At 42.4% G+C, this 18,097-nt stretch carries 16 protein-coding genes; 11 read left to right on the forward strand and 5 right to left on the reverse strand.

Features of this window, described 5'->3' with window-relative positions:
* Positions 1 to 42: 42 nt before the first annotated feature.
* Genes RE476_RS10745 through RE476_RS10760 form a run of 4 tightly spaced genes read right to left on the reverse strand, consistent with a single transcriptional unit; the run spans position 43 to position 5,164 of the window.
* Positions 43 to 369 (reverse strand): hypothetical protein, encoded by a 327-nt coding sequence (locus tag RE476_RS10745; protein ID WP_309307634.1) that lies wholly within the window; start codon positions 367 to 369, stop codon positions 43 to 45.
* 30 nt (positions 370 to 399) lie between these two features.
* Positions 400 to 2,226, reverse strand: coding sequence for a COG1361 family protein (locus RE476_RS10750; protein ID WP_309307635.1), 1,827 nt, complete (start codon positions 2,224 to 2,226; stop codon positions 400 to 402).
* Positions 2,227 to 2,252: 26 nt separating this feature from the next.
* Positions 2,253 to 3,353, reverse strand: a complete 1,101-nt coding sequence (locus RE476_RS10755) for an ABC transporter permease (RefSeq protein WP_309307636.1) — start codon at positions 3,351 to 3,353, stop codon at positions 2,253 to 2,255.
* The gene (locus tag RE476_RS10760; RefSeq protein WP_309307637.1) at positions 3,350 to 5,164 is read right to left on the reverse strand and encodes an ABC transporter permease; all 1,815 of its coding nucleotides are present in this window, start codon (positions 5,162 to 5,164) and stop codon (positions 3,350 to 3,352) included. Before RE476_RS10760 ends, RE476_RS10755 begins: the two co-directional genes overlap by 4 nt.
* A gap of 129 nt (positions 5,165 to 5,293) precedes the next feature.
* Between RE476_RS10760 and RE476_RS10765 the strand changes: the two genes are divergently transcribed.
* From RE476_RS10765 to RE476_RS10815, 11 genes are all read left to right on the forward strand, one after another.
* A complete protein-coding gene (locus RE476_RS10765) occupies positions 5,294 to 6,103 on the forward strand; it encodes a mechanosensitive ion channel family protein (protein WP_309307639.1) in 810 nt (269 codons plus the stop codon).
* An 86-nt stretch (positions 6,104 to 6,189) separates the two neighbouring features.
* The gene (locus RE476_RS10770) at positions 6,190 to 7,104 is read left to right on the forward strand and encodes an ABC transporter ATP-binding protein (protein ID WP_309307640.1); all 915 of its coding nucleotides are present in this window, start codon (positions 6,190 to 6,192) and stop codon (positions 7,102 to 7,104) included.
* A gap of 79 nt (positions 7,105 to 7,183) precedes the next feature.
* Complete coding sequence (locus RE476_RS10775; protein WP_309307641.1) at positions 7,184 to 7,684, forward strand: MarR family winged helix-turn-helix transcriptional regulator; 501 nt, start codon at positions 7,184 to 7,186, stop codon at positions 7,682 to 7,684.
* Positions 7,677 to 9,134, forward strand: coding sequence for an MATE family efflux transporter (locus tag RE476_RS10780; RefSeq protein WP_309307642.1), 1,458 nt, complete (start codon positions 7,677 to 7,679; stop codon positions 9,132 to 9,134). The genes RE476_RS10775 and RE476_RS10780 overlap by 8 nt, the downstream gene beginning before the upstream one ends.
* A gap of 111 nt (positions 9,135 to 9,245) precedes the next feature.
* Positions 9,246 to 10,181, forward strand: a complete 936-nt coding sequence (locus RE476_RS10785) for a CAP domain-containing protein (protein WP_309307643.1) — start codon at positions 9,246 to 9,248, stop codon at positions 10,179 to 10,181.
* A 138-nt stretch (positions 10,182 to 10,319) separates the two neighbouring features.
* A complete protein-coding gene (locus tag RE476_RS10790; RefSeq protein ID WP_309307644.1) occupies positions 10,320 to 11,513 on the forward strand; it encodes an adenosylcobinamide amidohydrolase in 1,194 nt (397 codons plus the stop codon).
* An 18-nt stretch (positions 11,514 to 11,531) separates the two neighbouring features.
* Positions 11,532 to 12,512: a TIM barrel protein gene (locus RE476_RS10795; RefSeq protein ID WP_309307645.1), complete on the forward strand. Its 981-nt coding sequence runs from the start codon at positions 11,532 to 11,534 to the stop codon at positions 12,510 to 12,512.
* Between the two features lie 131 nt (positions 12,513 to 12,643).
* Entirely contained in the window at positions 12,644 to 13,198 is a 555-nt protein-coding gene (locus RE476_RS10800) for an ArsR/SmtB family transcription factor (RefSeq protein ID WP_309307646.1), read from the forward strand.
* A gap of 187 nt (positions 13,199 to 13,385) precedes the next feature.
* Positions 13,386 to 14,528 carry a radical SAM protein gene (locus tag RE476_RS10805; protein ID WP_309307647.1) on the forward strand — a complete coding sequence of 381 codons (1,143 nt, stop codon included), beginning with the start codon at positions 13,386 to 13,388 and terminating at the stop codon, positions 14,526 to 14,528.
* Positions 14,525 to 15,358 carry a DUF4130 domain-containing protein gene (locus RE476_RS10810; RefSeq protein WP_309307648.1) on the forward strand — a complete coding sequence of 278 codons (834 nt, stop codon included), beginning with the start codon at positions 14,525 to 14,527 and terminating at the stop codon, positions 15,356 to 15,358. Before RE476_RS10805 ends, RE476_RS10810 begins: the two co-directional genes overlap by 4 nt.
* An 11-nt stretch (positions 15,359 to 15,369) precedes the next feature.
* Complete coding sequence (locus tag RE476_RS10815; protein ID WP_309307649.1) at positions 15,370 to 17,484, forward strand: MutS-related protein; 2,115 nt, start codon at positions 15,370 to 15,372, stop codon at positions 17,482 to 17,484.
* Between the two features lie 23 nt (positions 17,485 to 17,507).
* On the opposite strand, the gene hisB is transcribed toward RE476_RS10815, so the two are convergent.
* The gene (gene hisB, locus RE476_RS10820; protein WP_309307650.1) at positions 17,508 to 18,083 is read right to left on the reverse strand and encodes an imidazoleglycerol-phosphate dehydratase HisB; all 576 of its coding nucleotides are present in this window, start codon (positions 18,081 to 18,083) and stop codon (positions 17,508 to 17,510) included.
* Positions 18,084 to 18,097: the final 14 nt, after the last annotated feature.

An 18,097-nucleotide genomic window follows, 5' to 3' on the forward strand; every position in this document is an offset into this window, starting at 1 on the left:
AGATGCATTTTGAAGTACATTTCCAAAGCTTCCGTACTCTCGTTATCCGTCTTCCCTTTTTTTCATCTTTGTGCCCTTTGCCAGGTACCATGTCAGGAATTCTGTGTACAGGATTATCCCAATAAGGGTGGACCAGAGCATCAACAATATATGGAAATTGTTTATGGGTACAAGTCCGTTTGCAAGGAGCATATGTCTGTATGAAAGGAAAGCTATAGATGTTCCTGGCATTATGAATATAACTAGAAGGGGTGTCAGGAACAGAATAATAAGTGCAAATCTGGATGACATATTTATCAGGACAAAAAGCACTACTGCAGCGAATAATGCAAAAAGCATTCCAGATCCTATTAAAGCTAGAATTCCCATAGTCTTTTTTCCCAAGTCAGTTAACTTTCTTTACTTATATATTCTGATTATATATAAATATGCAAAGGCAGGCACCGCAGCAATTAGTAGGAACAGGCCGATAAATGAAGATGTCAAAAACCCGGCTGCCTCCATTCTTGTGATTCCGGAGTCCGTTATTGCAGTTTCCTCACCATTTTCAAAAGAGTTATCGTATAACTCATTGTAACTGCTTTCTTCAATATAGTCATCATTTTCTACAATTGCATCATCAATGTAGAGGAAAGGTTCGGCTGAAACAATACTCTCTTTTTTCCCATTTTCATCCGTAATACTCAGTTCAGTCTGTGGCAGGTAGTATTCTCCTGCTCTTTCTGCATGGACACTGTAGGTGAATTCCCTGGTATCTCCTGGTTCCAGTGTTCCATCCCATTTACTGTCCCCTTCAATAAAAGTGAGCTCATCAGGGATGTTTTCCATGAACGATACTTTGAACATATTGTCACCTTCATTACTGATTCTGATGACGATATCTATCTCTTCATCAACAAGCATATAACTGGAACTTAGTTCTTTTTCCACAGTGACCTTTGAACCACTGACATGGAATGGCTGGTCAATTGTTTCAGATTCCAGTATGTATGTCTCTCCTCCATCTTTCCATGCCACTGTTGCAGGCATGAATTTAAAATCTCCCGGTTCTGTGGGTGATACAAAGTATTCTATTGTCTCTGTGCTCCCGGCATCAAGCAACACTGTCCATTCGGTATTGTCGATATCATCGGGGATAAAAGATGCAGGCAACTTATCCGTGACTGAAACAGCTGTCTGGAAATTTGCCTTATTCTGAAGTGTTATAATTATCTGGAAGTACTGTTCTGTTCCGAATTCTGGTTTTTCAGATACTTTATCCCTGGTAATTATCTCCTTTTCGATTGATATATACGGTTTGACATTAACTTCAGTTGCAATTTGGCTATTGTATTCGTTTCCCCTATAATCGTAACCCTGTACTTTTGATATGATGGTTATGTCCTTACCCATAGGCTCGATTTGCGGCTTTACTTTGATAATGAACTTTTTTTGTTTTCCCGATTCAAGTATGGAATATTGTTGACTTTCCCCGTCGACCTTACAGTCATCACATTCGGTAGTGACTATCATCCCATGCAGTGGTATTGTGCCATTATTTGTGACCAGAAGCTCATATTCGACATAGTCATCCGGCTCATAACTGTCTTTTACATTAGCAGAATCTAACTGTATATCGGGTGAACCGGGCTTTAAAGTCTCTATGAACACTTCTTTAGTATCCTTCTTCAGGTACACGACATTTATCATGAACTCATCAGAGAATTTCTGATAATCTCCTGAATTATAGTTTTCTTCTAACTTACTGCCATCATACTCAACTGATATCAGTGCCCCGTCTTCATTCACATCTTTCAGGCTGATCTTATATTCATCCCCTGTCAGCGTATCTCCAATTTTGAATGAAGTCTTGGGGATGTCAGTGACCCATACAAGCTCGGATTTTTGTTTGTATATTTCCAGGGAAACCTTATCCTGGATGATGGAAAGTACATTGATCCTGAGTTGGCTGTTGTAAATATGTTCGTTGTTTACTCCGGCATCAACCTGAAAAGCCTCTTTAAAAACAGAATTCCCGTATACCAGCAAAGTAGCCGAGAGTTCATTATCAACATTTATATCATGGATCTTGATGGTGAAACCTTCCAGGTATGCTCTCTCACCAATTCCCAATTCATAGGAGCCCTGGAATATCCATATGTTCTCTTCACGAATCCCGTAAGCGCTTGCAGGTGTAATGAGAATTAGCAGGAGTATGCTTAAGGACAGAAGCTTTTTTGTTGGCATTAATATCATCTATGTATTTGTATGTTTTAAATGTTATTTGGATCTCTCTTAACAGCCATTACCATTGAAGCGTAAAGGAAAAGTGCCACCAGTATGTAGATGCCCATCCATGTCCAGGTTTCCAGTGCACCTATGCTTTCGATAGAAAGGCGGGTGACCATATTCAGCGGAGAGTTCGTAAACAGGTATGAGGACATGAACAGGAAGATAAGGATAAGTGAGTATAGTAACTGAGCAACTCCTCTTTCCCTGAACAGGACTGCAATTATAGTGCTTGCCAGTACCAGTATGAAGGAAATGATTGTCACAAGCATTAATATCACAAGTGAATTATGTATCGATACCCTGTTCATTGATAGCAATAACATCCATACAAACGATTGTACTGGAACTATCAATGTTGCCAGCATCACTTTTCCGTTCACTATATCGAGCATGGATGCAGGTGACACAAGGAGCATATCCATGGTCTTGCGTTCGTATTCCTCGGTAATGAAATCAACAATCAATCCGCCTGATATGAATGCAGGGGTGAATACCAGCAGTGGCAGGAGTGCTACATATATGAATTCAAAGTAAGTGGAAGATGTTTTGATTCCTCTTTTTATGATGTTGAGATCAATAGGTGTATATCCGGGCAATCTCTGAGTCCTTACATCTCTTACGCTCTGCTCGTACTTCTCAAGGGGTTCCTTTAGCTGGAGAGAAACAACGGTCGCCTGGATTTCCGATTTTGGCAGGTATATATCAACGTTTAGCAGGTCATTTCCGGTGGATGTCCCTAACGGAGTAACGATGATCGCATCGAGCTTGTGGTCATAGAAGTCCGTATATGCTAACTGGAAATCATTGTAAAGATATGTCCTGATATTGCTTTCCTGTAATATCCTGTAAAGTTCATCATCCTGGGTTCCAACTACAGCAATGGAAGTCCCTTCCAGTTCCATACTTCCCAGTGTGCTGGGGTCATAGAATGATGTAAGTCCGATAACCAGGAAGGTTGCGAATGATGCTATGAAAAGCTGGATTATAATGGCAAGTATGAATGTTTTTTCTCTCATCAGCTCTTTGAATTCCTTCTTAGCTATGGTCTTCACTTTGCTGCATGAGTTTCCGTTTTTCCTCAAAAGAACAACCCCCTCAGGATTATTATGTTATACAGGCTGTGAAACAGGGTTGCAAGCACTACGGCTACCATGTAATAACGTGGTCCTTTCCTGTACATTACAAGTGAACTGATTAGAACCGTTGTGATATGCAGGAACAATGGTATCAATAGCAAAGTTCCCATTGACATTACTGAACCGAAGGCTGAACTTGCAATTGGTGCTAAAGTCAGTACTGCAACAGCTTTTTCGCCTACGAAGAATCCAGCACCAGACAGTATGGAATACTTGATCGCATTCCTTAATGTGATGTCTGCCAGCTTCCTTTTGAAAAGTGTGTATATTCCTATTGATTTTACAAGTTCTTCCGCCATTGCGGATAGCAGGATCATAGCTATTATCGAATATGGCAGAGGCAGGTTGAAAAGCATGACTATGAGCATCAATTGTGCCATATATACAAAAGGAATGAATATGATACTAAGCAGGAACACAGAACCATAGGGATATGAAAGGAACAGCTCGAAGCAATCTACTATTTTTCCACTTATGGGTTTCTGCGTGAACAGATCCTCTTCCCTGAAAATGAAAGTTCCAAAAGCATATACTGAGATAGATACAAAATAGAATGGCAGGGTTGAGAACAGATATGTATTTGTCATGACTGCCTGGTTCTCAATAAGCCTGACTATGAGCGTTATGGGGGAAATGGAACTTATAGCATGGATATTTGCAAACATTGCAGGGAAGAACAGGTATCCTGATATGACTACAGACAGGAATACGCTTGCGAATGTCAGTTCCTTGAAGCTCCTTGAAAGTATCGCACTGTAGAATGAAAGTGCAAAGAAGAGCATGACTACAGGGAATATGGCTGCAAGTACAAGAAATACTCTCTCGACACCTGCAAAAGTTGAAGGTATGCCGATTATGTATAGTGTGATGGCTGTCTGGATAGCCATTGTGATAAAAAGGTATGGAATCGTTTTGCCGATCACGACATCAATCCCGCGTAAAGGTGCAACAAGTACAAGTTCTCCTTTTTTATTGGTACGCTCATCCATCAGGCTTGTTGAGTAGAACTGTGAGATGAAGTAGATCGGGAATATGAACAGGAATGCGTAAAGTATGGCTGTGAATGGTATGGGTGGTGAGAAGTTGGAAGGTGTGGCTATTGTCTGCTTCTCAAAGAAGGTCTTTCCTTTCATGGCATCAAGAGCTGCAATATCTTCCGGAGAGATCGTTGATGATCCGGTTCTGAGAGACCCACTGCTCCCTTGTCCGGTTGTGCCATCAGTACCGGGTACATCCTGAAAACCTGCAGACCCGTTTGCCCCTCTCCTGATGCTGTCTACTGTTTCTTCAGCTCCTGCCAGCTGGAAGGTCTGCGGTCTTTCCAGATCATGGACAGTAACCCATACCGGATGGCTATTGTTAACGTCATTATATGAGGTGAGCACTAACTCGCGATATGTTTTAAATGTGCTTTCTAATGAATCGCCGGCGGCAGCAGCTTTTCGTGTGTCGCTAAGATATACATTGTTCCCAATGATCGCCATATCTGCACCAAATTCATAATAGGTACCTGCAGTGGATCTGTCTACCAGAAAATAATCGAACCTCTGGTCGGTTTCGATAATGGGCTGTACATCCGGCTGTGAAATGGCTGCAAGATATATTTTCTGGTTCATGCTCATCCCTGTTTGGGATGCAGCGTAAGAGGCAACAATTACCAGTATCAAAGATAATGTGAGCATGATCATCGATCGTGCATCGAATTTGAGTTTGGACCTTAAAAACTCCCATTTTGCAATAGTGAACCAGCCTGGCATCACCATTTTATTAGGTATTTATTATATTAATAGGTATTTCATAAATCTTCTTTTTATTGAAAAAGACTATATGCAGGCAATTATTGATAATAATGTGGATATTTCATAATAAGATTTAGGAGTGGTAGAATGGCAGATATTTTAGCTCAAACTATACCTTACACGACAATAACACTGGCAAATATAATATTCGCACTGATCGTCTTACTTGCAGGTCTTCTGGTTGCAGGAGTCCTTTCCAGTATGTTCAGAAATGGTCTGAAAAAGACAAAACTTCCCGAACTGGTCGTCGAATTCCTTGTTCGGTTCCTGCGTGCATTGCTCTATGTAGCAGTGTTGCTTGCAGTTGTAAGTACCCTTGGAGTTGACATAAGTTCTGTGGTAGTAGGTCTTTCCGCAGTCATCGGACTGGTACTTGGTTTTGGTATGCAGGATTCGCTGAACAATATGGCGGCAGGTGTGTGGATCGCATCCCTGAGACCTCTTGACAAAGGCGAGTATGTGACTGTAAACGGTCTTTCCGGTAAAGTTCATGCAGTAGGTATCATGGCAACGGAACTCCTGACCCCTGACAATCAGTTCATCACATTGCCTAACAAACTTGTGTGGGGCAGTCCTATCGTGAATGCAACCCGTATGCCTACCCGCAGGGTATCAGTGGATGTAGGCGTAGCTTATGCAACAGAGATCCCTAAAGCTGTAGAGGTAGCCATGAGTGTTATCAAGCAACATGCCCTTGTACTTGCGGACCCTGCACCGGCAGTTGTCACTACTGAACTGGCAGATTCATCTGTGAACCTTCAGTTGCGTGCATGGGTGAATACTGCTGATTTCTGGGCTGTTAAAAATGACCTCACCATTGCTATACATGCAGCATTTGACAGGGAAGATGTGGAGATCCCATTCCCACAGCTGGATGTACATATGTACAAGCTCTGAGTACTTTACAGGCATAGTTGTCCTCCAACTATGCTTTCTCCTTTTATATAACACGGTTTATATATAGTGAACAATATTGTACTCTTGTGGAACCTGGCATAATAGAAGTTAACGGCCTGCGGAAAGAATACGGCGATTTTGTTGCTGTTGATAACCTTTCTTTTTCAGTTGCCAAAGGGCAGATATTCGGAATAGTTGGTCCCAACGGTGCTGGTAAGACCACCACACTAAAAATGCTCAGCAGTCTTGTCAGGCCAAGCTCCGGCAATATCTATATGAAGGGGCTGGATATTTCCAGAGATGCCGTTGAGATAAAGTCATTCCTTGGATTTCTTCCTGAAGAGTCACCTCTGTATGAGGGCATGGGGGTAGAGGACTACCTGATGTTCTTCTCAGAGCTATACTCCATCCCAAAAGACCGTGCAAAGAAAAGGATACGTGAACTTCTTTTTGATCTGTCCCTCAATGCCGATGGGAAGAAGATAGGTGATCTTTCAAAAGGTATGAAACGAAAGGTAGCAATAGCCCGTTCTCTTATCAATGATCCTGATATCCTGATATATGATGAACCGGCATCAGGCCTGGATCCCATGACTTCCCGGTATATTACTGATTATGTGCGCTCATTGAAACAATCGGGAAAGACCATTATATTCAGTGCTCACAATCTTTTCCAGGTAGAAAGTCTATGTGACCGGATACTTATCCTCAAATCGGGAAAACTTGTAACACTTGGCACAGCTGAGGAAATAAGAAAAGAGTATGGTAAGATCCAGTACCGCCTTGAGTTCAAGGTAGATGATGTTGAAGAATATGTCATTTCCGAAATCAAGACTGTGGATGACAACTATGTCGTTACAACCAATGATATTGATGTAGTTAACCAGACTACTAAATGGGTTGCATCCCGAGGCGGGGATATAGTGGAGATGCGCACAATCGTACCATCGCTTGAAGAGATATTCCTTGAATTGATGGGTGTTGAGCTTTTCGTAGATTGATTTATCTTAAATCTGGCTTATTCAGGAGAATGCTTTTTTATATGATTGTTGCATATGCAACAATTGATAACGCAACTAAATGGTGATAGTCCTGACAGATCCTGTTAAAAATGAAAACCTTTGTAGCATTAAAAAGCATGAATCCATAGGCCGGGACATATCTCACCTTTTCAGGTCGATAAACATCTATCTTTCAAAAGAGCTGGAGCCATATGGCATTGGAAGTGGACAATTCCCTTTTTTTATGCGCTTGATGCATCATGAAGGAGTGAGTCAGGAATCGCTTGCAAGTTCATTGAAGTATGACCGTGCAACCATCACCCGTTCTGTGAGCAAACTCGAAGAAATGGGTTATGTTACACGGAAGAGGGATCCTGGTGATAAACGTGCTTATTGTGTATACCTCACTGACAAAGGGCGTGAAATGAAGCCTGTGTTGCTCAATATCAGTTCCAGGATAAATGATGTACTGTTGTATGGTTTTAGCGATGAAGAAAAGGCGATGTTCATTTCCATGATGGAAAAAGCTGCCAAAAACATTGCATCTGAAAATGAAATGAAGAAGGCTTCAAATGAATAATGCGACAAATGGTAAAAAGGCGGGTCCTGCATTAGGGGCCCCAAAGACGACCGCAGGTATGAAGGCCCTGCTAGGTGATCCTAAAAAAGCTATCATAAAGCTGGCATTGCCAATGATGCTTGGCATGTCTGTTCAGACACTATATAATCTCGTAGATACTTTCTGGGTTTCCGGACTTGGCTCAGATGCTCTTGCAGCAGTTGGTTTTGTATTCCCCTTCTTCTTTGTGATCATTGCACTTTCAAACGGTCTGGGAGTCGGCGCCGGTTCAGCCATATCCCGAAGGCTTGGCTCAAAGGACAAAACAGGTGCGGACAATGTTGCAGTTCACACGATGATACTGATGCTTTTGATGTCCGCTGTTTTCACTCTTACACTCTTCACATTTGCAGAACCGATATTTGCTATGATCGGTGCCGGCAAGACAACTGCAATGGCAACTTCCTATGGTCGTATTATCTTCGGAGGCAGTATTCTGCTCTTCTTTACCAATGTTGCAAATGCGATACTTCGCAGTGAAGGCGACACTAAAAGGGCTATGAATGCTATGATATTCGGCTCTGTTCTGAATATAGTACTTGATCCTATCTTCATTTACCAGTTTAAGATGGGCGTTGCTGGTGCTGCCTGGGCTACGGTTCTATCAATGGGAGTAACTGCAGTTATGATGTCCAGCTGGCTTTTCTTTAAAAAGGATACTTACCTTTCCTTTGATTTTAAGGATTTCAATTTCGAAAAGGATATCCTCAAGGATATATCAAAGGTTGGCATTCCTGCTTCTGTGCAGCAGGCATCCATGGCTCTTATGATGCTTGTGATGAATGTCATAATAATAGCCGTCAGTAACACCGACGGAGTGGCAGTTTACACTGTTGGATGGCGTGTTGCAACAATAGCTCTTGCTCCACTCATTGGTATTTCGACTGCTGTTGTGACAATGGTCGGTTTTTCATATGGGGAAGGTTCGTATGATAAAGTATCCTTTTCTCACATATATGCAATGAAGATGGGCCTTCTTGTCGAGACGGTAATTGCTCTTTTTACCTTTGTTCTGGCTCCACAGATAGCTTACGCATTTACCCTTTCAGAAAGTGCTTCCCATATCACGGACGACCTTATTATATTTCTCCGAATAATTTGTATATTCTACCCTACGGTTTCCCTCGGAATGATTTCATCCTCTCTTTTCCAGGGTGTGGGAAAAGGACTCTATGCACTAATTGCAACGATACTGCGTGCTGTCATATTCGTACCATTGTTCGCAGTTTTCTTTGCCTTTAATCTGGACATGGGACTTATAGGTGTCTGGTGGGGGATGGTTGTAGGTAATATCATGGGCTCATTGTTCATCTTTGTGTGGGCAAGAGGTTACGTCGGAAAATTATTGAAGACGTTGGTTCCCATAGACATTCCCCACAAATTGCCCGATCACGAGGAATTAAGGGTCTAATGTACGTTTTCTAACATAGATTCTCTCACCCATTTATTTTTTTAAGAGGGTATTTATAAATATGGTTGAATTATTTATTCGAATATCTGATTATGAGGATATTTGATCAACATGTCAAGATTAATGAAAACGATAATTTTCCTGATCATTTTATTTATTGTCCAGATCGGGATAACAAGTGCGACTAGCGAATACGCTGCAGAAGAGCAGCAGATGCTTGATCTTATCAATGGGGAAAGAGCGATATATGGTCTTGAACCACTGAGGTTCAATGCGGTTTTAAATGACGTTGCAAGTGAACATAGCAAAGAAATGATAGAGTTGGATTATTTTTCACATGATTCCTATGATGGTACTTCTTTTTCAGAAAGGCTCGCAAACGCAGGCTATGATATGGTATATGTGGGCGAGAATATTGCGTTGCGCTATCCTCCGGACCTTGTAGCAGCCCACGAAGGCCTTATGGCTTCACCGGGGCACAGGGCAAACATACTGAGTCCCAATTACAATGAGATTGGCATCGGTATCTGGGTTGGTGAATACTCCGGTTACGACAATGCTGCCATGTATACGCAGAATTTTGGATGGGGTGATTCCACCACTACGGCTTTACAGGTGATGCGCCTAAGTCCGACTGACTCTATAATTGAATCGGATAAATCTGCCCGGACATTTTCCATCGGGACGAACGTAGAATGTGATATTATCTGGTCACTTAAAGGAGAGACCATAAAGGTCGATAGTGATGTGTTATCTTCTTATTGTGAACTGGTTCCTCCGGCAGGTGGGACTTATCAGGTAAAGGCAACAGCATCAGGCTCTGCTCAAAATGTAGTGACAGAGTGGACCTGGCTTGTAGTGGAAGAAACTGTCATGCTAAAAGGAGATGCTAACAACGATGGTTTGATAAACATTCTTGATTTCAGTGCATTTGCGAAGGTTTATAATAGCACAACTACTGGAACCAGCAAATGGGCAGATTTCAATGATGACGGTATGATAAACATTCTTGATTTTAGCGCATTTGCGAAGGTCTATAATAAATAGTCTGGAATTACCTTTTTCCACTACATTTCAAAAGATATTTAATGTACACAGGGATATATTCAATAATGTCCTGTGTATCCCATATTTCTATTTTATGGATATTACATCGAACAGGTAACAAATGATATGGAGATATCCATGGCAGCCAGATCCAGTAAAATAACAGGTCAGGAGACTGACCCTGAATCCGTAAAAGGGAGTGCAGTGGAAGAAGGCACACTTCTTTTTGAGACTACGGGCAAAGAGAAAGTATACAGGTATAAGGATTCTATTTTGCTAAGTCTGCCTGAGGGGAGAAACACTCTCACGACATCGTGGTTGAATGGTGGGTACAGGGAAGACCTGAGGGTAATTTTCAATCACAGGGTCCCAAAAGGAAAACATGCTCCAAAAGACCTGGATGGTGGAAGCATTCCTGCTTACCTGTCCATCCTGGCAAAGAGACTGGGCGCTGATCCTGACACTGCCACAGGGTTGCTGACGGCTGCCAATATGGACAATGTTTCGATCGTGACCAGATCTTTTCGTGGTGTGGAGGTAACGGCTGTCATGACCGCGGGCATTGAGGTAAATGGTGGGCGTGTTGGCGACCCTGCATCATATTATCAGGAGAATGGTTCCCATCAGTTCATTCAGGGGACTATAAACACTATGCTGATAATAGGTGCAAACCTGCCTCCATATGCTATGGCAAGAGCCGTCATCACAGCTACGGAAGCCAAGACTGCAGCTTTGCAGCAATTGATGGCTCCAAGCCGTTATTCCACTGGAATTGCAACCGGTTCGGGAACTGATATGATAGCTGTTGTTGCAGATTCTACAAGTTCTCTTTTGCTGACAGATGCAGGTCATCATTCCAAGCTTGGCGAGCTAATAGGTAAAGTTGTGATCGAGTGCACTTTCAAGGCACTTGAAATGCAGTCTGACCTGACACCTCTTTCCCAGAGGGATGTACTTGTGAGGCTTGAACGGTTTGGGATTGAAGAGAACCATTATTGGAAAGTGGCATCACATATGGACGGGGATAATCGCAAAGCAGCTTTTTTCAAGACATTACGGGAGATGTCAAAGAACCCTGTTCTGGTAAGTGCAACAGGCTCGATACTGCATATTGTGGATGAGATCTCATGGGGTCTTATTCCTGAGACTGCCGGCAGAAAGGTAGCTGTATCTATTATGAAGGGACTGCCTGAAATGCTTGGTATAGACGCTTCCATACCATTCGATGAACTGACTGACGAAAAAGATACGATAATTGAGAATTGGGTCCGTGTTACTGCCTGGCTGGCAAAGAACTGTGACCCTGAAGATATTTGTAGTTCCAGAACCTGATTCATCAGGAGTGCAAAAATGAAAGAACTGATGAATTTATCTCTTTATGAGAATGACATGAAAATGTTCGACCATGATTGGGGCAAAATTCGGAATTTCCTTGTCAGGCATGATCTGGATGGGATAGAACTCTTTGTGGATTCATCCCCGCTTCCTGATGTTCCAGTTGATCTCATAGAAGGTGTACATCTTCCTTACTGGATGGGCAGACATAGGGCATGGGCAGATCCTTCTGCTTTTTCCCAGGAAATGGAGGAGTTTGAGAAGGTTTACGTTTTTGGGGGGAGCAATCGTGAGGAAGTGATCGATAATTTCAGGAGATCACTTGAGAATGCCGCACTTCTGGATGCATCGTATGCAGTATTCCATGTTTCCTATGCGGAAATGGCACAGGTCTTTACACGCTGTTTTGATTGCACTGACCATGATGTGCTCGAAACAACTGCAGAATTCCTGAATAAGGCGGTATCTGTTTATCCAAACGGTGAGCCTCCGGTCCGTTTATTCTTTGAGAATCTCTGGTGGCCGGGACTTACATTCCTTGAGCCTATGAATGTTGAATATTTTTCTTCTCTTCTTGATTTTGATAACTGGGCTTTTGTGTTAGATACGGGGCATCTTATGAATGCTACAATGAAATGTGAGGATGAGGAATGTTCAATAGATGTTGTAATGGATCTGCTTTCCACTCATTCAGAAGATTTCATCAAGCGAATTGAAGGCATGCATTTCCATTGCAGCCTGTCGGGAGAATACATGCGTAATTCCATTGGGAAAGAACTTCCGGCCGGGTTTGATGATATGCCTTTCCATGACCGTTTGTTGTCTGTTATGGAAATCCTTGAACAGATGGACCATCATATGCCATTTACCAGTGAGAAGTGTTCGCAAATAGTCGATTTCGTGTCCCCTGATTTCCTTACGCACGAATTTGTTTCAAGTGACCTGCGCTCTCTCGATGAGAAGCTCTCTGAACAGAAGCGTGCATTGCATGGGTGAATCATATCTCTTTTATTAGCTCATTTATTATGGGCTATTTGTATTATTTGTTATATCTCTAAGATAAAAGTCTGTTTAATGAGCTGTTTGCGTAGAAACTTATATATACCTCACTACATTAACTCTTACTTATGAGCACTCTCGATAACAATGATTCAGAAAATCCAGAGCAAATGGACCGTTTAAAACTGTTCAGTGCACTTGGTAGTGAGACCAGACTCAGGATGCTTCAAAGGCTCACTGAAGGTGAAATGCATATATCCGAACTTGCCAGGGAATTGAGTATTTCTGTTCCTGTTGCTGCAAAGCATGCAAATATACTCGAAGCTGCTGACCTTATACAGCGTAAGGTCTATGGTAAAACGCATGTCCTGCAGTTGAACAATAAAAATATTTTCAATGCACTGGATATATTTGCACCTTCCAGGACAGTCGAAGTCCAAAAGGGCGCTACACTTCTGGAAGCACTTAAAAAAGCCGCAGTAGTGGAAGTGAAAAATGTCCACGGACAGGACAATATTGTTTCCACAAACGGCGAAGAAGGTTTCTTCATCTATGAGGTTGACGGTGAGTTCTCTGATCAGAATGTCAATGAGTTCAGATTTGACAGGGAAGCAACAGTTCTGTGGAAGAAACTGGAACCAATAAGCATCCTGAAGGTGAATGTCAAATTCAAGAAAGAATGATCTTCTATTTAGTCTCTATTAATTAGTAGATTCACTATCACATCTCCATCAATACCTCCTTCATTTTATTCTTTCACTTTTTTGTTTTGTTCCTGCTTAAAGGGGTGCGTTGGCTACATCCTCATGAATGAATACTTTCACCCCGCTTGCCAGTTGCTTATATCCATGTCAGGCGTATTGCTCACTGATGATTCAGAGGAATCCTGTTAATGAGCACCATATGACGCTTATGGAAAGGATGAGAGTATTGTCCGAAGGCACCAAATATGATAGTTGCAACCAGAGTGCAGTCTGCCATGCTTTTGGGCCTGATGGCCGCTGCATACAACTCTACAAGACTTTGATGACAAATTCGTGTTCAGGTGAGTGCACATATTGTCCTAACAGGTGTGGCAGGGATTCTGTACGTGCATCATTAAGTCCTGAGGAAATTGTAAAGATCACATGGTCTTTCTACAGAAGAAATGCAATAGAGGGTCTATTCCTATCCTCTGGTGTGATGGGGGATTCTGAAAGAACTGCAGAGAAGCAACTGGAGGTTGCAAGACTTCTCAGGGGTCAGGGATTTACCGGTTATATCCATATTCGTGTGATGCCCGGTACTCCGAAGTACCTGCTTGAGGAAATTGCAGATTGTGCAAATAAGTTTGGTGTGAATGCGGAGACTACAAGTTCACTGAACTATTCAGAAATATGTCCGAATTTTGATTACCAAAATGATGTGCTTCAACGCTTACAGTGGACACGGGACCTTATTAATAAAAAAAGGCGTGATGCAGGCTCCAGAGGTCGCATCATTGGTGCTAATGACACTCAATTCGTTGTAGGGGCCCTGCAGGAATCTGACAGGGAGATCATTGGAACTGTCGAGAAGTTCATGGACCAATATGAATTAAGAAGGCCATATTTCATGAGTTTTGATCCGGTCCCGTTCACGCCTCTTGAAAATAATGAGCCTTCTCCCCAGTGGAGGGAAACAAGGCTGTATCAGACCTCTTATCTTTTAAAGGACTATGGTTTGACCGCAAATGATCTGGATCATGTCCTCGATGATAATGGTTTTCTCTGCAATGCTGATCCAAAGATGCTTCTTGCATCATGTCGTCCTGATATGTTCCCGGTGGACATAAATTCTGCAAGCAGGGATGAATTGCTTACAGTACCTGGAATTGGTCCTGTCGGTGCGAACAGGATCATGCAGTCAAGACCTATAGCATCAGAAAAGGAACTTTCACGCATGGGTATTGTGCTGGCCCGCGCACGACCATTTATCTCGATAAATGGAAAGAAACAGACTAATCTTTTTTCTTTTGCAGGGGTGGGTGCATGATAGTAGCCTTCAGGGAAAATGTCGGGGGTGTTCTGCTTGCCTGTGCAGAACTCATGGAAGATCCGAATTGTGATCTTATCTCTGCAAAGGATAAAGATGGGCTGCAACAAAAAATGGATTTCGCTGGCGTTGATGAGGTGAAGGTGCTTGGTTTCAGAGGTATTGCAGACACAACAACACTCGTTCGCAACATATTTGGAAAACAGGGTTCAAGAATGTTCCAGCGTGACCCTGACGTTGAAGGATACATAGCCATGGTATTGAGACATAGAAGTTCATCACCTGTTGAACTGGTTCGTTTTCTATGTTCCTGTAAAGATAATGTTGATCTTCTTTATTCCGGGAAGAGTATCACCGGCAAGAAATACTACAATTTCATGCGTGATGTAACCCGTTCATATCATCGTTTATGCATGTTTGCACGTCCCTATTTTGTGAATGGGGTACTGTCTGTTAAAGTCGATTCACCACATCAGATAGGGGATATGTTCTGTCGCTGGCTTGCAAGGAAGAACCCCGACCTTCCCGTTTCAGTTATCGAGGGGGAAATTGCATGGATCGGTAATGGCAGACACGTAGGTCTTGAACATTTCACAAAGGTTCCCTCCTCACTGGCAGGAAGTCTGGAGTTCTCCAATGGACGTGATGAGGTCGATGATATGTGGGATATGTACTATGATTCACAGATGATCCCGAATCGAAGAAACAAAAGCCATGCTAAAAAACTGCAGCCTAAGGCTTCAGCATCTATGAGTGGGATGTCGGAAAGGGATAGGTACAAAGTTGAAAGAGGGATTGCAAACTGCACTCTGGATAATTTCGTATCCTAATTGGAGGTATAATGTTAGCTGAAGTCAGGACCTTACAGGATATTCCTCGTATTGGGGATAAAATGTCTAAACGTTTTGTAGATCATTTCGGTAGTGAGAACCAGGCACTTGATGCTATACTTGCCGGGGATATAGCAAGTATTTCCGAGGTAGAAGGCGTTGGCCAGCGTTATGCCATATCTCTGATGCAGGATGTCGCTTCCAGGGTTGAAGGTGTAAATGTCTCTGATTTTCTAAGGACCAAGGAGTCAATGGATGTGTATGAGAAATTGCTTGACCTTGTCAAGGAGTTTGCACACACTCGATATTCCAGGGACAAACTGCATATTTTTTTCCCGTATCCTTCTGCCAAAGTCGAAAAGATAATGAAGGTGCGTGAATCGGTTTCATATTACATGGAAACTGCCAAATTGCTGGAAACTGATGAGACTATTGTTGATCTGTTGTCAAAGACGACTCAACTCAATTTTAAACACCAGTGTCCTAAGGTACGTGACAGGGTTATCATAACATCTGACCAGGATAGTTACGAATATGCCAGAAAACGTTTTGCAGGATTGGTCGATGTGAATTTTGCGCGCTCCCTTTCCGAATTTATTGATGTTTCAAGAGGCTTTTCCCAGGTCATCGTTGTAGGTGATGATTACCTGTCATTCGATCTTCCTGAAGACGTGGAGCCTGAGTTCTTTTCTGACATGCAGGAAATAGATGATTTCAAGGTTATACCTGAAAAGGAAATAGTTGCATTTTCCAGAAATCTCAAGTCACTGGAATCTTCTATCAAAGTGATAAGGTTGCTTCGTTCCAGGGGAATTGATTTTTTTGACCGAATGGACGACGATAAACTTGAGTTGCTTGCTTCCACGCTGGCTTTAATTGATGAGAATGGTGATATTGCTCATGGTACGGATGAAGAGGTGGACAGGGTTTCCGATGCTATAGATAAGCTTAGTTCAACCGTTTCAGAAACAGTCCGCTTTTTGAATGATAGTCTTAATTCCTGTCTTGAGAATAGTCAGATGACTCTCAGTGGACAGGATATGCTGAAGGTGATGAATGGTACAATTGAGCTGAAAGAGATGCTTGGAAAGAAGCTTCACAAGAGTTATCATTCTATTGTAAAAGAATGTACAGACAGGATATGCAATGAACTTCAGCTTGAGAGGAAAGAAAGATTAATGGTTGATTCTCTTTTCCCGGAAGAGATAATGCATCCTGTTGAAGCTGACGTTGATAAACTCAATGCTTTAAAACAACATCTGAAGACAAAATCCCTGAAACGAAAATTCAATCACAAGCGCGAAGTTTCCCGCATATTGTCTTCTTACAGGGAAATTGTCCGGGAGATGGTTCGTGAAGTACTCGATTTCGATGTAGGATTTGCTATCGGTACTTTTGCCCAGGAATACAATCTTATGATGCCGGAAATTGTGGAACACACAGGGATTGGTTTTAATGGTGGAAGGAACCTTTTCCTGCTTTCCAGGCATGGTGATGTAGTACCAATTGATTATTCGGTGGGAGAGAACAGCCTGAGTCCCAGAGATGAGGCCAGCAGGGTTGTGCTTTTGAGTGGTGTGAATTCAGGAGGTAAGACCTCTCTTCTGGAACTTCTTGCCCAGAGTATTATCCTTGCACATATGGGATTCCCTGTTCCTGCAGGGCATATGGAACTGTCTCTTACTGAGTCTATGTACTACTTTGCCAAATCCAAAGGCACTCTGGATGCAGGTGCATTCGAAACGACTCTTACCGAGTTTTCCGTGGTGGCTGATGATTCTGCAAAATTTGTGCTTGCGGATGAACTTGAATCGATCACCGAACCGGGGGCTTCTGCAAAGATAATGGCTGGTATTCTTGAGGTGCTAACTGAGAACAACAGTACCATGTCTATATTTGTATCGCATCTTTCAGAGCAGATAATGGAGAATACGACCTGTGATATCAGAGTTGACGGAATAGAGGCAAGTGGGCTGGATGCTGATCTTAATTTAATAGTGGACAGAAGTCCTCGCTATAATTATATTGCAAAAAGCACCCCTGAACTGATAGTTGAAAGGCTCTCAAAAAAGACAGAGGGAAAAGAACAGGCCTTCTATGATAAATTAAGGAGTAAGTTCCAGTAGGACTGAAACTATATATTCTAGGTTTAAAGCACACCTTTGGTGCTTTTAATACCTTTTCCTTCAATGACTGTAGCTCTTCGAAGGGCATAAGCAAATGCCTTAAAGAGTGCTTCTATCTTGTGGTGGTCATTGTCACCATAAACATGAGCGTGCATATTTATTTTTGAGTTCTGGGCAATGGCTTCAAAGAAATGAACTACCATTTGTGTGCTGAATTCTCCCACTTTCGAAGCTTTGAACTCTGCATCCATTACAAGATAACTGCGTCCTCCAAGATCAAGAGCCACACTTGCCAGTGCTTCATCCATTGGTATGCGTGCTTCACCAAATCTTGCAATACCGGCTTTGTCAGCAAGTGCTTCTGCAATTACCTGCCCCAAAACGATTCCAGTATCCTCTATGAGGTGGTGATCATCAACTACCAGATCGCCGGTAGCTTTTACGGTGAGATTGAAGTTGCCATGTTTTGTGAATGCAGTGAGCATATGGTCGAAGAATCCAATACCAGTGCTGATGTCTGCAATGCCTTCTCCGTCAAGCTCCAGCTCGATGTTGATATCGGTTTCGCTGGTTTTACGTGATATGTTTGCTTTTCTCATGGATGCACCTGGTC

The organism is Methanolobus mangrovi (assembly GCF_031312535.1).
Taxonomy (GTDB): Archaea; Halobacteriota; Methanosarcinia; order Methanosarcinales; family Methanosarcinaceae; genus Methanolobus; species Methanolobus mangrovi.